Below are 21,737 nucleotides of genomic sequence, written 5' to 3' on the forward strand. Positions count from 1 at the left end.
AAGGTGAGAGGTTTAATAAATCAGAGGATTGATTATGAAACTCCTTAGACTAATGGCCTTGGATGTGCCTTCAGAACTTATCAAATTGGGGTATCTGACCCATCAAGATACCAGAAATAGTAACCTTGCTGAGTCTGCTTCTTACCTCAGAAAGAGGCAGTTTACAATTAAACTATGTGAATAAAAGAAAAAGACCCCTACAAAAAGCAGAGGTCTTAGTAGCTCCGGAGCGAATCGAACGCTCATCAAGGGTACCGGAAACCCTCATTCTATCCATTGAACTACGGAGCCATTTTATTTTATATCCTTCATCATTGTGCCGTAAACTGAACGGGCTGCGACTAGCCGGGCTGCGTTCAGCTTCTATCCATTGAACCCCGTACCGAGCCATTTTTTATTTTAATCTTTCATCATTGTGCAGTAAACCATATGCATGGTGATGAACTTCTGTTTCTTTTGAAATTAAATGTTTTACAATCCAAAAATAGCCTTTAATTCCTTAGCCTCTTCAGGTTTCATTCTGCCTCCCAATACTAGTCTTAACTGTCTTCTTCTTAATGCTGCCGCAAATAAGGCCTTTTCCTCGTCTGTTTCAGGAACAGCCTCGGCTATTTCTATAGGTCTACCAGATTGGTCCACAGCCACAAAAGTTAAAAAAGCAGTATTCGTTTGAACCCTAGTGCCCGCTGGAATATTTTCAGAATACACTTTTACCATTACCTCCATAGAAGTATTAAAGGCTCTGGTGACTTTGGCCTCTAGCGTAATTACGTCACCCAGGGGTACTTTGTTTTCAAAAGAAACATTGTCAATAGATGCAGTTACCACAATTCTGTTGGAGTGCCTTTGGGCAGAAATAGCACCTGCAATATCCACCATTCTCATCAAATTTCCACCCATTAGGTTACCTAATGTGTTGGTGTCATTTGGCATTATCATTTGAGAATTAATAGCTAAAGACTCAGAAACTTTCTTTGGTTTGGGCATACGTTTGTTGTTTTCTCCTGCAAATCTACCCGATTTATAAAAGAGGAACTAAAGATTTTATTGTAAACCCATTATTATTTGTGACCTCAAAGATATTTATCGTCTTAAAATTGATTTTAGGTTTTAAACCATCTGGTTTAGAGATTATTATTTTGATTGATATGTGGTCAGATTTTCTGAAACCCCTTTTAGATGACCACTAAAGCCCCACTTGAGAAATCAAGGGGGCTTTTTGTTTTGTAGGACTCGGGTAATGTCCTATATTTCTAAAGAATAAATAATCAGAGCGAAATGAATGTAAAGAAAATGGTCAAAAGTTTTAGCTATGCTGGTAAGGGCTTTAAAGCTCTACTGGGTAGCGAGAATAATTTTCAATTTCATTTTTTAGCGGCAACGCTTGTTGTTCTAGCAGGTTTTTATTTTGAAGTTTCGAGGTGGGAATGGTCCGTTTTATTGATTCAAATAGCATTGGTTTTTTCGGCGGAGGCTTTTAATACGGCTATTGAAAAACTTTGTGATGTTGTTTCTCCAGAATGGGATACTCGAATAGGTCAAGTGAAAGATATTGCTGCAGCAGGTGTTTTAATAGTCGCAATGATTGCTGTATCTGTAGCGGTCTTAATTTTTGGAGAAAAATTTTTAGCCCTTTTTTAGTTTAAACGTGGGTAGCTTACGCCCAGCATGGTGAAGTAGAAAAATTCTATATTAAATGAAAGCCAGTAATTTTTTCAGGCTAGCTATTTGATATTTCCCTACCTTTACGCCAGAATCAAAAACTACTTTACCCATGACCGATAGGTACATGCAAAGAGGCGTTTCGGCCTCCAAAGAAGACGTTCATAAGGCAATTGAGAAATTAGACAAAGGTTTGTTTCCAAAGGCGTTTTGTAAAATATCACCTGATACTTTAGGCGGCGACCCTGAATACTGCAATATCATGCATGCTGATGGGGCGGGAACAAAGACTTCTTTGGCATATTTATATTGGAAAGAAACGGGTGATGTGAGTGTTTGGAAAGGCATTGCACAAGATAGCATCATCATGAATACTGATGATTTGTTATGTGTAGGAGCCACTGGTCCTATTTTAATGTCGTCTTCTATCGATAGAAATAAAGGTAAAATTCCTGGAGAAGTTATTTCAGAGCTTATAAATGGTGGAGAAGAGGTATTAGAAATGCTTCGTGATAATGGCGTAGAGATTTACAGCACAGGAGGAGAAACGGCAGATGTGGGAGATTTGGTAAGAACCATCACGGTAAATACTACGGTTATTGGCAGAATGAAACGGGCTGATGTTATTTCAAATGATAATATTAAAGCGGGTGATGTCATAGTTGGTTTGTCTTCTAGTGGTCAATCGACTTACGAATACGAGTATAACGGAGGTATGGGTAGTAATGGCCTAACTTCTGCAAGGCACGACGTTTTGGAAGGGATTTATGCCGAAAAGTATAAAGAGAGTTATGACCCAGATATTCATAGCTCTTTAGTTTATTCTGGAAGCAAGCAGCTTACAGATAAAATTAAGGTAGAAACTGGTGAGCAAATCTCCGTAGGGAAATTGATTCTTTCTCCTACTAGAACATATGCTCCAGTAGCCAAACAGATTTTAGAAGAACTCAAGGGTAAGATAAATGGGATGGTGCATTGCTCTGGCGGTGCTCAAACCAAGGTACTTCATTTTGTAGATAATCTACATATCATAAAAGATAACATGTTTCCTGTGCCGCCTCTTTTTGAATTGATTCAAAAAGAAAGTGCTACTAGCTGGAAAGAGATGTATAAGGTGTTCAATATGGGTCACCGTTTGGAAATTTACCTTCCTGCGGAGCATGCTCAGAAAGTGATTGATATTTCTAAATCCTTCAATATTCACGCACAAATAGTGGGTAGAGTGGAGGCCTCTGAAACTAAGAAATTGACCATAACGAGTCAATTTGGGGAATTTGAATATGCCTGATTAGGGTAATTCTGGGTAATTGCTAATGTCTTATAATGCCCTAATAACTGTTTTAAGGTATTTATTTAGGAGCGTATAGTGTTTATAATAAGCGTTTAATCGTTTTGTTGCTTCTTTAGGGCTTGTCTTTCAGTGATTTAGGAATAATATTTGCGGCTGTTTGCTTTTGCAAACCCCTAATATTTCCTTTTCAAGATGAAAACACTGCTACCCTTTCTGTTTTGTAGCTTTTTGTTTACCACCGTTTTTGGCCAAGAGCTAGAAACCTTCGGTTTAGGAAATGTTAGAAATGTTACCGTAACTGCCAGTTCTAATTCGTCAAAAGGAATTAACACATTACTGGTAGATGGCTACCTCCCAAATTATAATGCAGCCTCTCGTTTTTTATCACAAGCTACCTTAGGGGCAACTTTCGCTGATATTGAAGCGGTAGCTAATCAAGGCACCGAAAATTGGTTGGATGCTCAACTAAATCAATCCAACTCATTTAGCATTGAGGGCTATTTAAGATATTTAGCTCAAGGGGTTGCAGATTCTTTAAATCTGGCTGACCCTGCCCCTGAAACATCTTTTACTGTAGAAAATCTAAATTTAAGCGACTGGTATTTTGACGTTGCCTGGTTTCAAGGAAGCATGACCTCTCCTGATAAACTTAGATGGCGAGTAGCTTTGGCGTTAAGTGAGATTTTTGTCACTTCCAGAGTCTCTGACTTTGATGGAAACCCCTACGCTTTAGCCAGTTATTATGATTTGCTCTTAGACCAATCTTTTGGTAATTATAGAGCCTTGCTAGATAGCATTACTTACCACCCCACCATGGCGGTTTATTTAACCTACATGAATAATCATGCCCAAGGTATTGTAGATGGAAATTTGGTTTTCCCTGATGAAAATTATGCTCGTGAAATTATGCAGCTGTTTTCTATTGGTTTGTATGAACTAAATCAAGACGGAACAGAAAAGAAAGACGCCCTAGGCAATTCTATACCTACTTATGACAATAATGATATAGCGGGTTTAGCTAAAGTTTTCACCGGTTTATCTTGGCCAGATGCTGAGTATATTGGTGATAGAGAAAATAGTGAACAAGATTATACTAGAAGACTTAAGTTTTTTCCTATTGACAGTAGTGATGCAATAAGAAGGCCTTGGAAGTCTAACCCTGATATAACAAATGCTCACCAAGCCGGTGGTAAAACTTTTTTGGGTACAACCATAGGGCAGGGGAGAACCGTAGAGCAAGGCGAAGATGATATTCAAGACGCATTAGATGTTATTTTTAATCACCCTAATGTAGGGCCGTTTATTAGTAGAAGGCTTATTCAAAGATTAGTTACTTCAAATCCTTCAAGTGCTTATATCAGTAGAGTTGCTGGAGTATTTAATGATAATGGTCAAGGAGTTAGAGGTGATTTAAAAGCGGTGGTCAAAGCTATTTTGTTAGACCGAGAAGCCAGACTTGTCAACGAGCAGGACGAAGCTTTTGCCGGAAAACTTCGAGAGCCCTTTGTGACTTATATGAACCTAGTATATGGTTTAGGTTTAAACTCCAGCACGGGGGTTTATAGAAATAGGATGAATGAGGTGTATGACCAAATGGAGCAGCGGCCTTTAGAGTCACCCACGGTTTTTAACTTTTTTGAACCAGATTATGTGCCAGATGGCGACCTTAAAGAGGCAGGGAAGTTTGGCCCAGAGTTTCAAAAACTTAATTCAATAACACTTACGGGCTATTTGAATGCACTTAGTGAGTGGTTGATAGATGACGACCCTATAGACTATTCATCTTACTTCGGAGGGGAAACCTATAAACCAGAACAAGAACCACGTTTTGACTTTTCAGCAGATTATGCATTGAGTAGCGACCAAAATGTTTCGGTGCTTTTAGATAAGTATAATTTGATTTTGGCACACGGAGCATTAAGTCCTCAAAATCTTCAAGAAATAGAGTTTGTGCTAAAAAACTTGCCTTATCGATATTCAGATGGTTTACCTAATGAGGATGACCAAGGTTTCAGAATAAGAATGGCAATATACCTTATCATGGCTTCACCAGACTTTTTAATTAACAGATAAAATGAGAAGAAGAGATTTTATAAAATCGGTTGGTTGTGGAGCTATGGGAAGCACTACGCTTCTAAATACACTGGCTAATCTTGGTGTGATGAATGGTGCCATGGCAAATACTTCTTTTGACCCTGGTGCAGAAGATTATAAAGCCATTGTATGTGTATTGCTTTCAGGCGGTTTAGATTCTTATAATTTGCTTATCCCCGCAGGGGAAGATGCTGGCGGAGACAATGGCTTCAGTGATTACAAAGCTTTGCGTACAGATTTGGCCGTTCAAGATTTAGAAGATTTACAAGTTTTTAATAATACCCAGCATGTAGGTGTTAGAGGTTTTTCTAATGCCTATAATTCCTTTGGTGTTCATCCAGGAATGCCTGAAATGAAAACACTTTTTGATTCGGGTAAATTAGCTTTTATGTCAAATATTGGCACTCTGGTAGAGCCATTGATGTCAATAGCCGATTATCAAAACAGTCAAAAGAAGAAGCCATTAGGTATTTATTCTCATTCTGACCAATCCATGCAATGGCAAACCTCTGTTCCTCAAAGTAGAGATGCTGTAGGTTTTGGAGGAAGAATGGCAGATTTGCTTCAAGCCAGTAATTCCAATCAAAGTTTGAGTATGAATCTTTCTTTAGATGGAAAGAATATATTTCAAAGAGGTCATGACATAGCGGAGTACGCCATTCGGTCAAATATTGGACCTAATAATGTGGGTTTTGAGTCATTCCCAGAATGGTGGAGTAATGCAGGTTATTTGAATCAGTTAAGAGATAATGCGATTGACAATATGATGTCAAATACTTACGCTAATCTGCTGCAAAAAACATATGCTACCACAGCAAAAACGTCCATATCGGCCTTTGCTACTTTCAAAGAAGCTTTAAAGAAAGTGCCTGCCATGTCTACAGTTTTTCCTGAAACCACATTGGCAGAAGAAATGGCAGCTATTACTAGGGTAATGAGTGTGAGAAATGATTTAGGTGCCAAAAGACAAATTTTCTTTGTGAATTATGGTGGCTGGGATATGCATGATGGCTTGGTCAATGGCTTGAATACTAGACTGCCAGTGGTTAGTGAAGCATTGAAAGCCTTTTATGATAGCACGGTAGAACTAGGAATAGCAGATAAAGTAACCACCTATACCATTTCAGATTTTGCCAGAACGATAACTTCAAATGGTCAAGGTTCAGACCACGGTTGGGGAGGAAATAGTATGGTGATGGGAGGGGCTGTAAACGGTGGTAAAATTTATGGTGGCTTTCCTCAAATGAGCCTTAATAATAATCCTCAAAACGTTTCTTTCCGTGGGAATTTTATACCCGCTGTTTCTACCGATGAGCTTTATGCTGAATTGGCTCTTTGGTATGGCATTAGCCCTGCAGATTTATGTTACGTCTTGCCAAATCTTGGAAACTTCTATTCGTATTCGGCAGGAAATTATCCTTTAGGCTTAATGAATATGTCGGATGGTATTTCTAGTGTAGATAACCCTAAAAACTGTCTGACTTATTGATATGAAAAAAGCTCTATATATTCTTTTTTTAGTATTAACAGCTGCTTTTGATGGGCAAGCCCAGTGTGTGGGACAAGCCGGTCAGGTCAAATGGAATATTTGGATGGGTTTTGAAACCTTTAGAGATAGTTCTTATATGTCTGTGCAGGAGTTTTACCCAGAGACGCCAGACCAAACCATTATTCTAGGTTCCTTAGAAACTGCTGTCAATTTTAATAACTATTACGTATCACTTATTAGAGGGTATATTTCGGTGCCGCAAACGGCATCTTACTATTTCAATATTACAGGAGATGACGATTCTCAGTTTTATTTAAGTACCGATGAAAGTAGAGAAAACCTTAAAAAGAAGGCTTGGGTTTATAGTTATACGAGTGTAGGCCAACATAATAAAGACAGCACCCAAACCTCTGAATTGACTCAGCTAGTAGCAGGGCAGAATTATTACTTTGAGATTCATCATTATGAGGGAAGCGGTGGCGATCATGTCGGCGTTTATTGGCGAAACCCAAATGTTCCTGATATTGATACCGTTTGGCAAATAGTAGACTATAATTATATTAAAGATTACAACTGCGAAGTAAGCTGTCCTGAAAGGGGGACAGCCTGTGATGATGGTAATGCCACCACCATAAATGACCAACAAGACGGACATTGCAACTGTGTAGGAGAATATCCAACGGCAAATGCATGTGTAGGTGAAAGAGGCAAAGTAGAGGCGTACTTCTATGACGATATTGACGGAACGTACGTAGAAAATGATTTGACCAATGCTCCTAATTTCCCCTTGGTACCAGATAGGAGAGAGTATTTAGATGGTGCTTTTGGTCCTCATGATTTTTATGATAGAAATGACTTCGGTTCTTTGGTGCAGGGTTATTTAACAGTACCAGTAACCGGTCAATATGAATTTAATATTACAGGAGATAATCAAACCTTTTTCTTTCTCAGTAAAAATGATTCGATAGAATATAAGCAAACCAGTCAAGCATTGGTTTTTTATGGCGTAGACGAATCAGAGCATGATAATTCTGTTTTTCAAAACATAGGTCCTTTACTGCTAGAGGCTGGTAAATATTATTATTATGAGTTTAGGCATAAGGAAAACTCCTGGCGAGGCTTTTTTAGTCTGCACTGGAAAACACCTTTTCAAACGCATGATGGTTGGAAAAGAGTGCCAAATTTTTACCTCTATGATTATGATTGTGAGGTCTCTTGTATAGCTCAAGGTACGCCATGTGATGATAATAATCCGTTTACAAACAATGACCAAATAGACGCCAACTGCGAATGTGCAGGAGTGCCTTGCACAGGCGAAGACTGTGATAATCTTTTTGCTAAATATGATTTTTATGACAAAGCGGAGCATACCACTAATGTCATAAGTACGGAAGAAAATTCGTGGCTTTCATGTGGAGGTGGTACAGCCGCTAATCCAAATCCTGCTCGAAGTAGTCTTAACAGATGGATTAAGTATGATTTTACCAATCAATACAAGTTCGCTAACTCAAGAATTTGGAATTATAATGTTCCTGGAGAAACCACAAAGGGTTTTAAGAATGTGGTGGTAGATTATTCCATAGATGGAACTACTTGGCAAGCTTTGGGTGGCACATACTCATGGCCACAAGCACCAGGAAGCAGTGATTACTCAGGTTTTTCTGGGCCAAATTTTAATGAACTAAAAGCCAGATACATTTTGATATCGTCTGTTGACAACTGGGGAGATGCCACTTGTTCAGGGTTTAGTAAAGTGTCTTTTGATGCCTTACTATGCGACAATAAAGATACACCTTGTGATGACGGTGACCCACTTACGTCTTATGATGTTTTTGACGATAACTGCAACTGCCGAGGACAGGATATAAACTGTGCCAGTGATACTTTAGCCTTAGTTAGGGGCGAGATTACTGATGCTGAATTTAAAGCGATAAAAAGAATTGAATCACAAAGTTTCGTGCCAAGCACCCAAAATATAACATTCACGGCAGGGAATAGCATAGTGCTGTTGCCAGGTTTTGAAGTGTCTAGCGATGCAGTCTTTAAAGCAGATATTGCAAACTGCGTTCAAACGGCTTTTGAGGAAAATCAAGAGCTAAGTTTGAAGAAAGAAACAATGCTGTCAGATGATACAGAAAGAGATAATATCAAAAAAGTGATTTTTAGGCTTAATGCCCCCGGAGATGTCAAATTGGTGCTTTTAGATGCCAAAGGTCAAAACATAGTGACCATCATTGACGATTATTACGAAAACCTAGGTACTCAAGTAAAATATATCCCAACAGCAAAATTAGATAAAGGTACTTATGTGGTAGAGCTGTCAATTAATGGCAATCAGCTAAAAGAAACGTTCGTGGTAGATTAAACTTATAGAACTTTGATAAGGCAGTTGAGTATATTTCTTTTTCTCTTTTACCTGACATTTTCGGTCTATTCTCAGGGCTTTACGCTGGAACTAGGAGCTGAGAAGGATAATAGTATTTATTCTGAAAACACTAATAATAGCAATGGCTCAGGTATAAATATCTTTTCTGGTAAATTGAAAAATGCCCCTCATCTTAGGAGAGCACTATTAAAATTCGATATTACATCAATTCCGGCTGAGGCTATTATTCAAAATGTGAAGTTGGAGTTATATGTTTTCCAATCTTCTCAAGGAACAACTACTTATCATGAATTCAATATTCATAAAGTGTTGTCTGATTGGGGAGAAGCAGGTTCCTCAGGTACTGGAATGGGAGGAGCTGCACAAACAGGAGATGCTACTTGGAGTAATAACTTTTATGGTTCATCAAATTGGAATAATCCGGGAGGAGATTATGTTCTTGATTCTTCTGCTTCAGACCTTGTGTCTTTTGCAGATTTTCCTCCTGAGAAAGGCCAGTGGCAGTCAACTAAAATGATAGATGATGTAAATGGGTGGAGGTCAAATCCGCTCAGTAATTATGGATGGATATTAATTGGAGACGAAACTATTAGTGGCTCTGCGAAGGCGTTTTTCTCAAAGGATGCTCCTGAATCTATCTACGGTGCCTATAAGCCTAAGTTGACTATAAATTACACGATACCTTCAGATAGCAGAATTATACTAAACGAAGTCAATACTCAGAAGAAAAGGATAGAACTGTATAATCCAGATACTGCTGCGGTAGATATTAGTAATTACACCTTGGTAAATGGAAGTGCGACTTCCACTATTTCAGGAGGAAATGTATCGGTTTTAAACGGAAATGTAATGTTAGATTCAGCAGCATACTTAGTACTTCATTGGTCTGATATAGGTCAAAATGATGGTGAGTTAGCCCTTTATGATGGAGATACTACAAGCGGTGATTTGATAGATTATTTACAGTATGGATCTGGAACTCAAGTGCACGCTGGCAAAGCTGTTACGGAAGGCGTTTGGGATAACACAGCTTCGTTTTTAAGCACCGAAGCAGATAGTGGCAAGAGTTATTCATTAAGCACCGCTCAAAGCTACGCTAACGGAACAGAGTCAAACTCTTCAAGCTGGCTTAGTCAACTGGAAACGCCAACGTATATTAATAATCCATGCCCAAGTTCTATAAATCTTAAGGGGAGTTTGGTAGAAGCGGATTATACTAGCTCTGATTTTATAGAGCTTACAGTAGAAATGACGGCAAATAAAAATGTCATTTTAACGGCAGGGGAATCTGTTCAGCTAAAGCCAGGAACCGTAATTGAGCAAGGAAACGTTTTTGAAGCCTTAATTTCTGGTTGTCCAGACTAGGGCAAATAGATTGTGTTATTTGTAAGTGACATAAATCAAAAGTGTTAATTCTATTTAACACTTTTAAGAACTTATGACTAGTGCTAATGGTCGGGATGCTCCTTGTTATTAGTAGTGTATGTAGTTGTTTGAATTATTAATAATTTTGAAATTACCTGTTAATTAAAAATAACTCTAGCAGATGTATTAGAAGACATGTTTTTCAATATGTAGGTGCCTTGAGTAGATTTGGGAATGTAAATTTCATAGTTGAATGGGTCAGCCACTAACATTTTAAATTTGACAGCCTTCCCATTTAAATCATATAATTTCAACTTGGGAATTTTGTCTCTTTCAGAGCTTGGTAGGCGTATATAAAAAGTTTTACCACTAATTGGGTTTGGGTATACCTCAAGAGAAGAAGTGTCATTTGACCCTGGGAAAGCAATATAATAATGACAAGTAATTACTTGGGAGGCTTGAAAGTTTTCATTTTCAATTGACTGTATGCTTAGGTTAAACACATTTTCTGTAAACTCAGTAATGGCAAGTATCCCATTTTCATAAGTTCCGTTTCCTCCTTGAATACTTGCTTCTAGTTCATTTTGGTAGGGGTTTTGAACTTCAATTTGGTAGTTCAAAGGAAGGTCGCTTGGTAAATTCCAAAAATTTGAATGCTCACAACTTCTAATATTAAACGCGGGGCTTGATTTACCAACGACTATAGTTATTTCTTGCCATAAAGGTTGAGATTGAGGTACACTAGCTATTACTTTGATAGTTCCAGCGGTGTTAAAAAATAGAGTATCGTTGGAAAGATAGCCAGACCCTTCAATTTTGAAGTTTGGCGGTGATGCACTATTTGTTTCATACTGCAGAACATGAAACTTTGATAAGTATTCATAATGCTGTACCGGTTGAATTAAGTCTAGGTATATTAAGCCATCCTTTAGTTTTCTTACTCCTGCGGTATCCAAAGCGTAAAAGTCACCGTTTATTTGAGCGAAGTCGTGCATTTCGACTCTTATTTGGATATTACTATTTAAGGATTCCCACTTGGACAGCGTGGATATAAATGCAAGGCCATTCTCTAACTGCTTTATATGATAGAAACCTTTATTGTCAAAAACTTTGTTGCCGGTTTTAGAAATTTCAAAATACTTAAAGTGTGTCCCTTCTCCATAATCTATAACTTCTAAAAGAAAACTTTCAGAGTTTGTTTTGGGTATTATACCAATATAGGTTACGCTACTTCCCCATGGAACTATAGAATTAATACTTATATCTATACTTGAAGTTAAGTGGAGGTAATGGTCTAAATAATATATTCTGGCAGCACTAGAGGTTTTGTCCTTTATGGCAAAACAAACCTGTTTCTCGTTTGACGCTAAAGCGAGGTGATAGTTTTCAAAATCAGGGTTTAAATGAAATTTGTGAAGTAATTCTCCAGAAAATAGATTCTTACTGAGAATGCTATGATTCAGTGAATCATAGAAGTATAGGTCGCCAAAGGTAGCGTCAAGATGTAATAATTGAGAAGAATAGGTTAAGGCAAGTTCATTGTCAAATGTTAGGGCCTTTAAATCGAAAGTGGAAATGTTTTTTGTATCGGCAAAAACTAGTTTATCGTCCGTTTTTCCTACGTAATTAATTTTTTCAGAGAATTCATTGAAATAAATCTCTTCTTTAGAAATGTCATAAATACCGAAAGCATTTAGTTTTTGGAAAATGTCCTTTCTATTGCTAGAGACACTACCCTTTTTTGAATATGTAACTAAAAAAGAAGAATCACTTAGCTCAAATATTCGCTCTGCAAAATACGATTCCTTGTTAGGAATGAGGTACGAGCTATCTAATCCAAAAACCTGACAATAGGTAGGGTTTTGAATACCAATGATTAGAATAAAAAATATACTAAGAAATACTCTCATCCGTCTTTTTCCTGAAAAACCAAATAAGTCCACCTGTCAATACTAAAGATGCAATAACCACTGGCATTGGGAATGTTTCTAATTCTTCCAAATCAGTGCTGATAACACCTGTATGTGAAAGGTAGAACATCACTACCGCAAAACCATTATTAAAAATGTGAGCGACTATTGGCACCCAAATGTTTCCTGTCCAGAAATAGAAATATCCAAACAAGGCACCAAGCATTAATCGCGGTAAGAAACCGTAAAACTGCATGTGAATGGCAGAGAAAATAAATGCCGCTACCCAAATAGCTAGATGCGGGTTATTTAATCCTTTGTAAAGCTTACGCTGAATAAGTCCTCTAAAAATAAGCTCTTCACCTACACCAGCTACCACCGCTATAACTATAAGCCCAGCTAACATTTTAATAAAGCTGTCAAACGTGGTCAAGAACTTTGTAACCTCGGCTAAAGAGTCTTCCATACTCTTAAAGAAAGATTCAAGACCAGAAAGAGCTTCTGGGAATACCATGCCCTCATTGATTTCTTGAAGCCAGCCATTAAATGGTAGAAAGCATAGTTGGGTAATAATTACCAATAAGAATATGGAAGGGCTAGAAACAGCTTTAAAGTTTAACTCTGATAAAGACTTCTTCTCTACCACTTTCCAGTAAAACACACCGGCAAAAATAAATGTAATTATAGCTGCAACTCCTTGGCCCAGCATTAATGCCCACCATCCAGACTCAGATGCCATTAGTGCAGCGTTGATATCACTTAGGTTATCAAGGCCAATTCCGCCTACAGTAATCATGACAGCCGCGGCCGCTATATTCCCTAATACCATGCATAAAAGCACTACTCCCACTATTATCAAAATACTAGAAAGAGCTGGTTTATCGGAGTTTAATTTAGTTAGGACGGAATTGAATTGCATGTTTTAAGGTTATTTTGATGTAAATTTGCGGCATAATACACAAAATACCTAAACTGTTTGGTCAAAATAGGCAACATAGAACTCGGTGAATTTCCATTATTACTAGCTCCCATGGAAGATGTGAGCGACCCACCTTTCAGGCAAGTCTGTAAGGAAAATGGGGCAGATATGATGTATACGGAGTTTATTTCTTCGGAAGGCCTTATTAGAGATGCCTATAAAAGCCGCCAGAAATTAGATATTTTCCCATACGAAAGACCCATTGGCGTTCAGCTTTTTGGCTCTGATGTGGATACCATGGCAGAGTGTACTAAAATAGCTTCAGCCGTAAATCCTGATTTGATTGATATAAATTATGGTTGTCCTGTAAAAAAGGTGGCCTGCAAAGGAGCAGGAGCGGCATTACTTCAAGACATCCCGATGATGACAAAAATGACAGAAGCCGTAGTGAAAGCTACAGACTTACCTGTCACCGTCAAAACTAGATTAGGCTGGAATGATGAAACTAAAAATATTGAAGAAGTAGCTGAGAGGCTTCAAGATGTTGGTATAAAAGCTTTGACTGTTCACGGGCGTACCAGAGCTCAAATGTATAAAGGGGAGGCCGATTGGCGATTGATTGCTAAAATCAAAGAAAACCCAAGAATCAACATTCCTATTTTCGGAAACGGAGATATAGACTCGCCGGAAAAGGCATTGGAATATAGAAATAGATATGGAATTGACGGCATTATGATTGGTCGTGCCGCCATAGGTTATCCATGGATATTTAATGAAATAAAGCACTACTTTGCTACTGGAGAAAACTTAGCGGCACCCAGTATGAAACAGCGAGTGGATGCTTGTAGACAGCATTTGAAGTTCTCTATAGAATGGAAAAATGAAAGACTAGGCATCTTAGAAATGCGTCGCCATTATTCTAATTATTTCAAAGGGCTACCTCATTTTAAAGAACACCGAATGAAGCTAGTTCAAAGTCTAGAGCCAGAAGAGTTGTTTTCAATCTTGGATGATGTTTTAGTAGAATTTGACGGTTATTTCTTGGAAACCAAAGCGAAGAAAGTAGACTACGCTGGCGTAGACTAGTCCAAAAAGCTTTTGATAACGTAAATTACGTGTGAACAAAATTTTCTTAACCCTTCTTCTTTTTTTCTCTTTCAATTGTTTCTCTCAAACAAGAGAATATGCTGTGAAAGTAGTTGGAGTTAAGGTAGGAACTATTTACGCTACAAAAGCTACTTCAGGAGACAGTACTTCTTACGAACTTAAAAGTAAAGTTGATGTCAACTTTTTGGTTTATAAATTAAAAGTAGACTATCGTGTTCATTCTGTTTTGTTAGGTGGAGAACTTCAGCGTTCTTTAGTTAAGGTGGAGTCAAATAGAGGTAACTTTTTGACAGATACTAAGAAGTCCAAGGAGGGTTATGATGTCAAGTCTGTCCAGCATGAGGATAAAGTTAACAAGAAAATTAAGGGTGAAATAAATAGCACTTTCGCTAGTCTATATTTTAACGAACCTAAGGCTAAAGATAAAGTTTACGCCGAATACTACGCCGATTTTATAAACATCACAAAACCTTCGCCAGAATACTATAAAGGTGTTTTAAATGACAATGTGGATGAATATCATTATGAAGATGGGGAACTGATAAAGATTGTGAAAAAGAATAAAATCACCGATATGGTGATTGAATATCAGCCGCAGTCTAATAAAAAAACAAGGAAATAAGGCTTACCTATTACAGATTTCAATAGGAGCGTTTATCTTAGCATTTGATGAAACCCAATTACTCCATGAGAATATTATTTTGCCTTTGTTTATTTATTTCTTCACAAGTTTTTTCACAGCTACCAAAACTAAAAGTTTCAGAGAATAACCGTTTTCTTCAAACAGAAGAGGGTAAACCTTTTTTCTGGACGGGAGATACCGCTTGGGAGTTACTTCATAAGCTTAATAATGATGAGGTAGATTATTACTTCAAAACAAGAGCCGAGCAAGGGTTCAATATTGTTCAAACTGTTATTTTGGCAGAATTTGACGGTGTAGAAACGGCCAACGCTCTGGGGCAAAAGCCTTTTATTTCTACAAATCCTATTAAGCTAAATGTATCTTATATCAATCATGTAAGAACGGTATTGGACAAGGCGGCAGAAAATGGTCTATATGTAGGTTTGCTACCAACCTGGGGCGATAAAGTTTTCAAAGACAAATGGGGAAAAGGACCAGAAATGTTTAATGAGAAAAATGCCTTTGAATATGGAAAGCTTTTAGGACTTCATTTAAGAGACAAAACCAATATCGTCTGGATTATAGGGGGAGACAGAACGCCACGAGAAAATACAAACGATGTAGAGATTTGGAGAGCCATGGCAAAGGGAGTAAAAGAAGGGCTTGGCATCTTTGTAGACGGTATCTTTTCGTTTCATACACAACCAAATACGCCGGGAGGTTCTTCTAATTGGTTTCATAATGATGATTGGTTAAGTTTTAATATGAACCAAACGGGACATTGCGAAGACCTAACTACGTATAAAAAAATAAGCCACGAGTATAATTTAAAGCCCGTTAAACCTACCATTGACGGTGAGCCATTATACGAGGAGATTCCGTTTTGCTTTAATGAAAAAAAGAATGGCTATAGCCAAACCTACGATATAAGAAGAAGAATGTATTGGAATGTTTTTGCAGGAGCCTTCGGTCAAACTTACGGTCATAACAGCGTATGGCAAATGTATGACCCAGAGAAAGATAAAGGGGTTATTTCTCCTATTCGTTCTTGGAAACAGTCTCTTGATTTGCCAATGGCTAATCAAATGAAACATCTAAAAAACTTGATGCTGTCTAGGCCATTTTTTGATAGAATACCAGACCAAACTTTAATAGAAGGAGAGCAAGCCGAAGATGAGAATTATGTTATAGGAACTAGAGATGAGTCAGGAACTTACGCTTTCATCTATTCGCCTTCAGGAAAAACTGTAAATATTAATACGAAAGAATTAAGAGGTCAAAACCTAAGGATTTGGTGGTATGATGTGAGAACAGGAGCTGCTTTTATGCTCGGAAATACGGTTAATTACGGCTCTTTTGCTGCGGTACCTCCTTCTAGCGGAAAAGGAAATGACTGGGTATTAGTTATTGATGATGCTTCTAAAGGCTATGATAAACCAGGGACAGTTGCATACTAAAGTTTCTTAAACCTAAAGTCGCATTTACTAGCACCATTTGCTATGGTGTCCATTCTTATTAATTCATATCCAGCCAAACTAAAAGTAAGCTTATCTACTTCACACATGATAGCTGTATAGTTTGTGGCTTGGTTATTTTTGAAAAGTGTACAAATGCCACAGGCTTTAATATCCATTCCGTAGCCAAAACCTAGGGTTGAGTCTTTGTCTGTAAACACATCGGCAGTAAAGCCATTTTCGTGTGAGGCTGCACTAGTCTTCCTACCATATCGTTTAAGGTATCTCTCGGCAAACGGCAAGTTTATCAGCTTAGGCTGTAAGGTGTTTATCCATTTGTGAAGCTTGTTTTTGGGCTTGACATAATCCTTAGCTATATCAATACAGAGTTTCTTAATAGTCTCAAAAGATTCGCCTTCCTTCTCTAAAACTTTAATTGTTGACAAGAAATAAGCAGAAAAAGCCATCTTTTTGTCTAAAGGGTTTTTTGATTTTGTGGCATACGTAATCTCCTTCAAAAGTAAAGTTTGCTTACTTTCAATTTGCTTAATAATATCCTTAAACTTTTCGGGATAACTGATTTCTAAAGCTTTTTTAAAGTATTTCCTAAAGTTATTTCTAAGGTATATGATGGCAAAAGTAGCCGCTATGGTATCAGCAATAGGGAAGAGTAATAAAAACCAATAAGACCAAAAACCAGAATAGTAAAGAAGAGCAGTTATTGTCCACTTGGAAGCCATAAAAAGTAATCCATATAGGACAGTTTTCTTGACTTTGGTTTTCATTCTTTTGGTCATACAGGGAGCTTAGGGCTGTAAAGGTAGTACATTTCTTTTTCTAAGCCCTTTAAGTATAAACGCTTGGTCTCATATTCTTCTTTCTCGGGATAGAAATTCTTATTTTTGACAATATTCAACTACCCTGATAAAATGAAAAAAATACTCTTTCTGCTAATGGCTGTATGCTGCACGGCCTATTCTCAAACTGCATCTATACAAAAAAGTGCCCCATTAACTGCCGCTTCGCCAGAGTCGGTTGGTATGTCTGGCCAGCGACTAGATAGGATAGACGCCATGATTAACAGAGGCATGGAAGAAAACGTGATTCCCGGTGCCGTTGCCATCATTACCCGAAATGGCAAAATAGTATACCAAAAGGCCTTTGGTCAGTCAGATGTTCAGGCAAAAAAAGCTTTTGAAACAAACAGCATTTTCAGAATAGCTTCACAGTCAAAAGCAATCACCACCACAGCTGTTATGATGTTATGGGAAGAAGGGCATTTCTTTCTTGACGACCCTATATCAAAGTATATTCCGGAGTTTAAAAACCCTACTGTGTTAGACAGGTTTAACCTAAAAGACAGTTCGTACACCACCAAGCCGGCTGGTAGAGAAATTACTATTAGACAGCTAATTAACCACACTTCAGGTTTAGGCTATGGCGTTATTGACCGTGACCAAAGCTTCAAAGCCATTTATAAAAAAGCAGGTGTTACAGACCTTTTCACCACGGAGGATATTCCAATAGGCAAAAGCGTAAAAAAACTGGCAAAATTACCGCTTCATCATGTACCAGGAGAGGCTTATGTTTACTCTGAAGGTATTGATGTGTTGGGTTACTTTGTGGAGGTTATTTCAGGAATGAAGCTTGACGAGTACTTCTCGCAGCACATTTTTAAACCTTTGGGCATGAAGGATACTTACTTTTATCTGCCAAAAAACAAGGCTAACAGGTTAGTAGAAGTTCAAACCAAGAGAGATGATAAGTGGGTACCTTTTACTGATGATTTTTACGATGTAAATTATCCTAAAACGGGAGCAAAAGCTTTCTTCTCTGGAGGAGCGGGCTTGTCAAGTACAGTATTTGATTATGCCACCTTTTTGCAGATGTACCTAAACGGGGGCGAGTTAAACGGCACTAGGCTTCTTTCTAGAAAAACTGTTGAATTTATGCTTGAAAACCAAGTAGGAGAGCTGTTTGGCAAAGATGCTGGATTTGGTTTAGGATTTTCTATTCTTAATGAAAAGGGAGCGGCAGATGGCGGAAAAGGTAGCGAAGGCACTTTCCGTTGGGGTGGTTATTTTAATACACAGTATTTTGCTGACCCAGTAGAAAACACTATCGGTATCATCATGAAACAGACGCAGCAAACTGGTGGAGACTACACCGGCGACATGTTTAGACAAATGGTTTTTCAGTCAATAGATGATTAGGAGCTTACCCTAAAGGGTCGGGCTATCCGCTATATCTTTTTTTTCTTAACACTAATCCAGCCGCACCCAAAAAAAGGATGCCGCTGCTATCCCTAAGCCAAAACATAAATTCGATGAATAAGATTTTAAGCCTTCTTTTATTCTTTTTGAGCTCTACCGCTTTTGCTCAATTAAAGGTTGCCAATATTTTTGGAGACCACATGGTTCTTCAGAGAGATAAGCCCATTCATGTTTGGGGTTGGAATACACCAAATGAAAAAGTACAAGTGCAGTTTAATGGGGAGTCATATCAAACCAGTACGGATACAGACGGAAATTGGTCTTTACTTTTAGGTTCGGCCTCAGCAGACTTAAAACCATTAACAATGGAAATCTCGGATAGAGATGAAAATGTTTCCTTTTCAGACATTCTGATGGGAGAGGTTTGGCTATGCTCTGGTCAGTCAAATATGGAATGGAAGGTTTGGAATGTCGATAATTGGGCAGAAGAAGTTAAAAACGGAAACCACCCACTTATTCGTCATATTTTAATTCCAAAAGCTACCGCCTTTACGCCAGAAAAAGACTTTTCCGATATGGAGTGGGAAGTTTGTAATCCTAAGACGGTTGGCGATTTTACGGCAGTGGGTTATTTCTTTGCCAGAAAACTTTCACAAGATTTAGGTGTGCCAGTAGGTTTAGTAAACTCCGCTTGGGGAGGCTCGCATGTAGAAACTTGGATAAGCAAATCGGCTATGTTGACATCGGAAGTACTGAAAGACTATGTCGAAAGTATGCCAACTGACAGGGCAGCTTCAGACATAAAAATGGAGAAAAAAACCATTGAACGTTTTCATGGTTCTAAGGACTTTGACATTACTACGCTTAATGAACAAGATTATTTAAAGCCAACCTATGACTTCTCCGATTGGACAGCTATTGGGCCAATGGGAAGTTGGGATTGGAAAGGTGTACCATCATTTAGAGGTACTGTTTATATTCAAAAGACCTTAGAACTTACTGCAGAGCAAGCCGAGTCTATTTCTGAAGTAAGCTTTGGAGAAACCACGGGCGATATAGCATTTTATGTAAATGGGAAATTGGTTAATCAGGGCTATCATGAAGACCTCATTAAATTTAAAATCCCTCATGGTGTATGGAAAGCAGGCGAAAATAGTTTGCTAGTTAAGTTTTCGGCCAATAGGGGGCCAGAGAACACAGACTTAGGTTTAAGCCACGGTGCGGATAAATATAAACTCTCGTTTGCAGATTCATCCATTCCTCTAATGGATTCAGACTGGAAAGCAAGACCAAGCTGGGACGCTCCAAGAAAATACAAGCCATGGATGAATAATGAGGGAACGTTATGTTACAATGCCATGATAGCACCAGTTGTAGGTTTAGGTTTGAAAGGTGTTCTTTGGTATCAAGGTGAGTCTAATGCTGGAAGAGCTTACGATTATAGAAAAGCCTTTCCGCTTTTAATTAATGACTGGCGAAATAAATGGAAAGAAGAGTTGCCTTTTTTCTGGGTACAGCTTTCTAGCTATGGGGCTTTTAATGACAGTAATTCAGGTTCAGATTGGGCAGAGCTAAGAGAAGCTCAAAGTATGGCCTTAAAACTCCCAAAAACGGGCGAAGTAGTGACTATTGATATTGGTAACCCGAAAGATATTCACCCAAGAAATAAGCAAGATGTAGGGCTTAGGATGGCACTTTCTGCAGAAAAGGTAGCTTATGGTAAAAATATAGTTTTTAGCGGGCCTACTTTTAAAAGCATGAAGGTAAAAGGAAAAAGAGCTGTTCTAAGCTTTGATAATGTTGGAGGAGGTTTAAAGGTAAATAATAAGTACGGAAACCTAGAAGGATTTGAAATAGCAGGAGCAGATAAGAAATTCTATTTCGCGGAGTCCAAAATTATAGGAAATACAGTCGGGGTTTCACATCCGATGATTAAAGCACCTAAAGCGGTAAGATACGGCTGGTCAAATTCTCCTGTAGACGCCAATTTGTTTAATAAAAAAAACCTTCCAGCCTCTCCGTTTAGAACAGACTCATGGAAGGGCATTACAGAGGATAGTCATTTTGAATAAAGCAACCATTTGACCAAAATGTTCATCCATGAAGCATGCATACTAAAACACGTCGCCATGACATTGATTGGATAAGAGTTATCGTATTCGATATCCTGATTTTTTATCATGTAGGAATGCTCTTTGTAGAGTGGGGTTTTCATCTGAAAAATAATGTCATTGTAGACTGGATTCAGTGGCCAATGATTTTTGTGAATCAATGGCGGCTTCCTATACTTTTTGTGGTTTCTGGTATAGGTACTAGTTATGCTTTATCAAAGAAAAGTGGAGGGGCCTTTGCTTTTGAAAGATTTAAACGGCTTTTTATCCCTTTGGTGATGGGTATTTTGTTGATAGTACCACCGCAGGTTTATCTAGAGCGTATTTATAATGGAGCCGCTTATACAAGTTTCTTTGATTTCTATCCTTCTATCTTTAATACAGGACCATATCCCGATGGGAATTTTAGCTGGCATCACTTATGGTTTTTACCTTATTTGTTTCTGATGTCTTTGGTCGCTCTGCCGCTATTCCTTTGGCTTAGAAATGAAGACAATAGCGTAGTTTTATTTCTGAAAAGAAGCTTCAAGAAAAGGGCTGGACTGATATACTTGTTTGCTATTCCCTTAATATTGGTAGACCTATTTTTAGAAGGCGATTACCCTGTAACACATGCTTTGGTAGGAGATTGGTACGCATTGGCTTGGTTTTTCACCTTATTCATTTACGGATTTCTTTTGGTGAGCGTTAAAGAGGTTTTCTGGCAAACCGTAGAAAAACTGCGATACGTTTCACTTGTAATAGGAATGGTAGCTTTGCCCTGCTTAGTTTGGCTTTGGTATAATTTAGACCCGAGTTTCTGGATTCCTATAGCTCGACAGATAAACTGTTGGGCGTGGATATTAACCATCTTTGGTTTTGCCTCAAAATATCTTAATAAGCCAAGTGAGCTTTTGACTTATAGGAATAGGGCAGTGTATCCTTTTTATATTTTGCATCAAACAGTTATGATGCTTTTGGCTTTCTATTTGGTGGATTTGAACATTCATTATGGCATAAAAATGTTTGTCTTAGTGCTGGGGACTTTTGGTTTAACTTGGGTGCTTTATGAGTTTATTATAAAGAGAGTTAAATTATTACACCTGCTTTTTGGTCTAAAGTAAGTGTAAAACGT

General features: G+C 38.1%; 17 protein-coding genes and 1 tRNA gene. 13 read left to right on the forward strand and 5 right to left on the reverse strand.

Translation table 11 applies throughout. The features are described 5' to 3' along the window. The first annotated feature begins 34 nt into the window (after positions 1-34). Positions 35-184 (forward strand): hypothetical protein, encoded by a 150-nt coding sequence (locus AC0L6O_RS03785; protein WP_473306442.1) that lies wholly within the window; start codon positions 35-37, stop codon positions 182-184. 35 nt (positions 185-219) lie between these two features. Here the strand turns inward: AC0L6O_RS03785 and AC0L6O_RS03790 are convergent. Both AC0L6O_RS03790 and AC0L6O_RS03795 read right to left on the reverse strand, forming a co-directional pair. Continuing rightward, a tRNA-Arg gene (locus AC0L6O_RS03790) sits at positions 220-291 on the reverse strand. Positions 292-471: 180 nt separating this feature from the next. Further along, positions 472-987 carry an acyl-CoA thioesterase gene (locus AC0L6O_RS03795; RefSeq protein WP_473306443.1) on the reverse strand — a complete coding sequence of 172 codons (516 nt, stop codon included), beginning with the start codon at positions 985-987 and terminating at the stop codon, positions 472-474. A 291-nt stretch (positions 988-1,278) separates the two neighbouring features. On the opposite strand from AC0L6O_RS03795, the gene AC0L6O_RS03800 reads away from it, so the two are divergent. The 6 genes from AC0L6O_RS03800 (at position 1,279) to AC0L6O_RS03825 (ending at position 10,287) form a co-directional block, all read left to right on the forward strand. Then, positions 1,279-1,641: a diacylglycerol kinase family protein gene (locus AC0L6O_RS03800; RefSeq protein WP_473306444.1), complete on the forward strand. Its 363-nt coding sequence runs from the start codon at positions 1,279-1,281 to the stop codon at positions 1,639-1,641. Positions 1,642-1,774: 133 nt separating this feature from the next. Next, complete coding sequence (locus AC0L6O_RS03805; protein WP_473306446.1) at positions 1,775-2,950, forward strand: AIR synthase related protein; 1,176 nt, start codon at positions 1,775-1,777, stop codon at positions 2,948-2,950. A gap of 195 nt (positions 2,951-3,145) precedes the next feature. Next, positions 3,146-5,026, forward strand: coding sequence for a DUF1800 domain-containing protein (locus AC0L6O_RS03810; RefSeq protein WP_473306447.1), 1,881 nt, complete (start codon positions 3,146-3,148; stop codon positions 5,024-5,026). A gap of 1 nt (position 5,027) precedes the next feature. Next, entirely contained in the window at positions 5,028-6,536 is a 1,509-nt protein-coding gene (locus AC0L6O_RS03815) for a DUF1501 domain-containing protein (protein WP_473306449.1), read from the forward strand. A 1-nt stretch (position 6,537) separates the two neighbouring features. Next, positions 6,538-8,901, forward strand: a complete 2,364-nt coding sequence (locus AC0L6O_RS03820; RefSeq protein ID WP_473306450.1) for a PA14 domain-containing protein — start codon at positions 6,538-6,540, stop codon at positions 8,899-8,901. 12 nt (positions 8,902-8,913) lie between these two features. After that, positions 8,914-10,287, forward strand: coding sequence for a DNRLRE domain-containing protein (locus tag AC0L6O_RS03825; protein ID WP_473306451.1), 1,374 nt, complete (start codon positions 8,914-8,916; stop codon positions 10,285-10,287). Positions 10,288-10,445: 158 nt separating this feature from the next. Here the strand turns inward: AC0L6O_RS03825 and AC0L6O_RS03830 are convergent, their stop codons facing one another. Together AC0L6O_RS03830 and AC0L6O_RS03835 are read right to left on the reverse strand one after the other, a co-directional pair. Beyond that, positions 10,446-12,197 (reverse strand): T9SS type A sorting domain-containing protein, encoded by a 1,752-nt coding sequence (locus tag AC0L6O_RS03830; protein ID WP_473306453.1) that lies wholly within the window; start codon positions 12,195-12,197, stop codon positions 10,446-10,448. Next, positions 12,181-13,116 carry a lysostaphin resistance A-like protein gene (locus AC0L6O_RS03835; protein ID WP_473306455.1) on the reverse strand — a complete coding sequence of 312 codons (936 nt, stop codon included), beginning with the start codon at positions 13,114-13,116 and terminating at the stop codon, positions 12,181-12,183. Before AC0L6O_RS03835 ends, AC0L6O_RS03830 begins: the two co-directional genes overlap by 17 nt. 57 nt (positions 13,117-13,173) lie before the next feature. Here AC0L6O_RS03835 and dusB point away from each other — a divergent pair, with 57 nt between their 5' ends. From dusB to AC0L6O_RS03850, 3 genes are all read left to right on the forward strand, one after another. Next, a complete protein-coding gene (gene dusB / locus AC0L6O_RS03840; protein WP_473306456.1) occupies positions 13,174-14,202 on the forward strand; it encodes a tRNA dihydrouridine synthase DusB in 1,029 nt (342 codons plus the stop codon). Between the two features lie 31 nt (positions 14,203-14,233). Then, entirely contained in the window at positions 14,234-14,845 is a 612-nt protein-coding gene (locus AC0L6O_RS03845) for a DUF6134 family protein (RefSeq protein WP_473306458.1), read from the forward strand. Positions 14,846-14,910: 65 nt separating this feature from the next. After that, complete coding sequence (locus AC0L6O_RS03850) at positions 14,911-16,302, forward strand: glycoside hydrolase family 140 protein (RefSeq protein WP_473306459.1); 1,392 nt, start codon at positions 14,911-14,913, stop codon at positions 16,300-16,302. On the opposite strand, the gene AC0L6O_RS03855 is transcribed toward AC0L6O_RS03850, so the two are convergent. Continuing rightward, on the reverse strand, positions 16,299-17,084 hold the full coding sequence (locus tag AC0L6O_RS03855) for an L-2-amino-thiazoline-4-carboxylic acid hydrolase (RefSeq protein WP_473306461.1): 786 nt from the start codon (positions 17,082-17,084) through the stop codon (positions 16,299-16,301). The two genes, AC0L6O_RS03850 and AC0L6O_RS03855, sit on opposite strands and share 4 nt — an antisense overlap. Positions 17,085-17,228: 144 nt before the next feature. On the opposite strand from AC0L6O_RS03855, the gene AC0L6O_RS03860 reads away from it, so the two are divergent. From AC0L6O_RS03860 to AC0L6O_RS03870, 3 genes are all read left to right on the forward strand, one after another. Further along, on the forward strand, positions 17,229-18,512 hold the full coding sequence (locus AC0L6O_RS03860; RefSeq protein ID WP_473306462.1) for a serine hydrolase domain-containing protein: 1,284 nt from the start codon (positions 17,229-17,231) through the stop codon (positions 18,510-18,512). 113 nt (positions 18,513-18,625) lie between these two features. Then, positions 18,626-20,584, forward strand: a complete 1,959-nt coding sequence (locus tag AC0L6O_RS03865; protein ID WP_473306464.1) for a sialate O-acetylesterase — start codon at positions 18,626-18,628, stop codon at positions 20,582-20,584. Between the two features lie 35 nt (positions 20,585-20,619). Beyond that, complete coding sequence (locus AC0L6O_RS03870; RefSeq protein WP_473306465.1) at positions 20,620-21,726, forward strand: acyltransferase family protein; 1,107 nt, start codon at positions 20,620-20,622, stop codon at positions 21,724-21,726. The last annotated feature ends 11 nt before the right edge of the window (positions 21,727-21,737 follow it).

The sequence above is a fragment of the Arcticibacterium sp. GJ41-1 genome (assembly GCF_055808875.1).

Coding starts and splice junctions, on each gene's coding strand:
- AC0L6O_RS03785 (WP_473306442.1), top strand. CDS start 35: ATGAAACTCCTTAGACTAATGGCCTTGGATGTGCCTTCAGAACTTATC.
- AC0L6O_RS03795 (WP_473306443.1), bottom strand. CDS start 987: ATGCCCAAACCAAAGAAAGTTTCTGAGTCTTTAGCTATTAATTCTCAA.
- AC0L6O_RS03800 (WP_473306444.1), top strand. CDS start 1,279: ATGAATGTAAAGAAAATGGTCAAAAGTTTTAGCTATGCTGGTAAGGGC.
- AC0L6O_RS03805 (WP_473306446.1), top strand. CDS start 1,775: ATGACCGATAGGTACATGCAAAGAGGCGTTTCGGCCTCCAAAGAAGAC.
- AC0L6O_RS03810 (WP_473306447.1), top strand. CDS start 3,146: ATGAAAACACTGCTACCCTTTCTGTTTTGTAGCTTTTTGTTTACCACC.
- AC0L6O_RS03815 (WP_473306449.1), top strand. CDS start 5,028: ATGAGAAGAAGAGATTTTATAAAATCGGTTGGTTGTGGAGCTATGGGA.
- AC0L6O_RS03820 (WP_473306450.1), top strand. CDS start 6,538: ATGAAAAAAGCTCTATATATTCTTTTTTTAGTATTAACAGCTGCTTTT.
- AC0L6O_RS03830 (WP_473306453.1), bottom strand. CDS start 12,197: ATGAGAGTATTTCTTAGTATATTTTTTATTCTAATCATTGGTATTCAA.
- AC0L6O_RS03835 (WP_473306455.1), bottom strand. CDS start 13,116: ATGCAATTCAATTCCGTCCTAACTAAATTAAACTCCGATAAACCAGCT.
- AC0L6O_RS03850 (WP_473306459.1), top strand. CDS start 14,911: ATGAGAATATTATTTTGCCTTTGTTTATTTATTTCTTCACAAGTTTTT.
- AC0L6O_RS03855 (WP_473306461.1), bottom strand. CDS start 17,084: ATGAAAACCAAAGTCAAGAAAACTGTCCTATATGGATTACTTTTTATG.
- AC0L6O_RS03860 (WP_473306462.1), top strand. CDS start 17,229: ATGAAAAAAATACTCTTTCTGCTAATGGCTGTATGCTGCACGGCCTAT.
- AC0L6O_RS03865 (WP_473306464.1), top strand. CDS start 18,626: ATGAATAAGATTTTAAGCCTTCTTTTATTCTTTTTGAGCTCTACCGCT.
- AC0L6O_RS03870 (WP_473306465.1), top strand. CDS start 20,620: ATGCATACTAAAACACGTCGCCATGACATTGATTGGATAAGAGTTATC.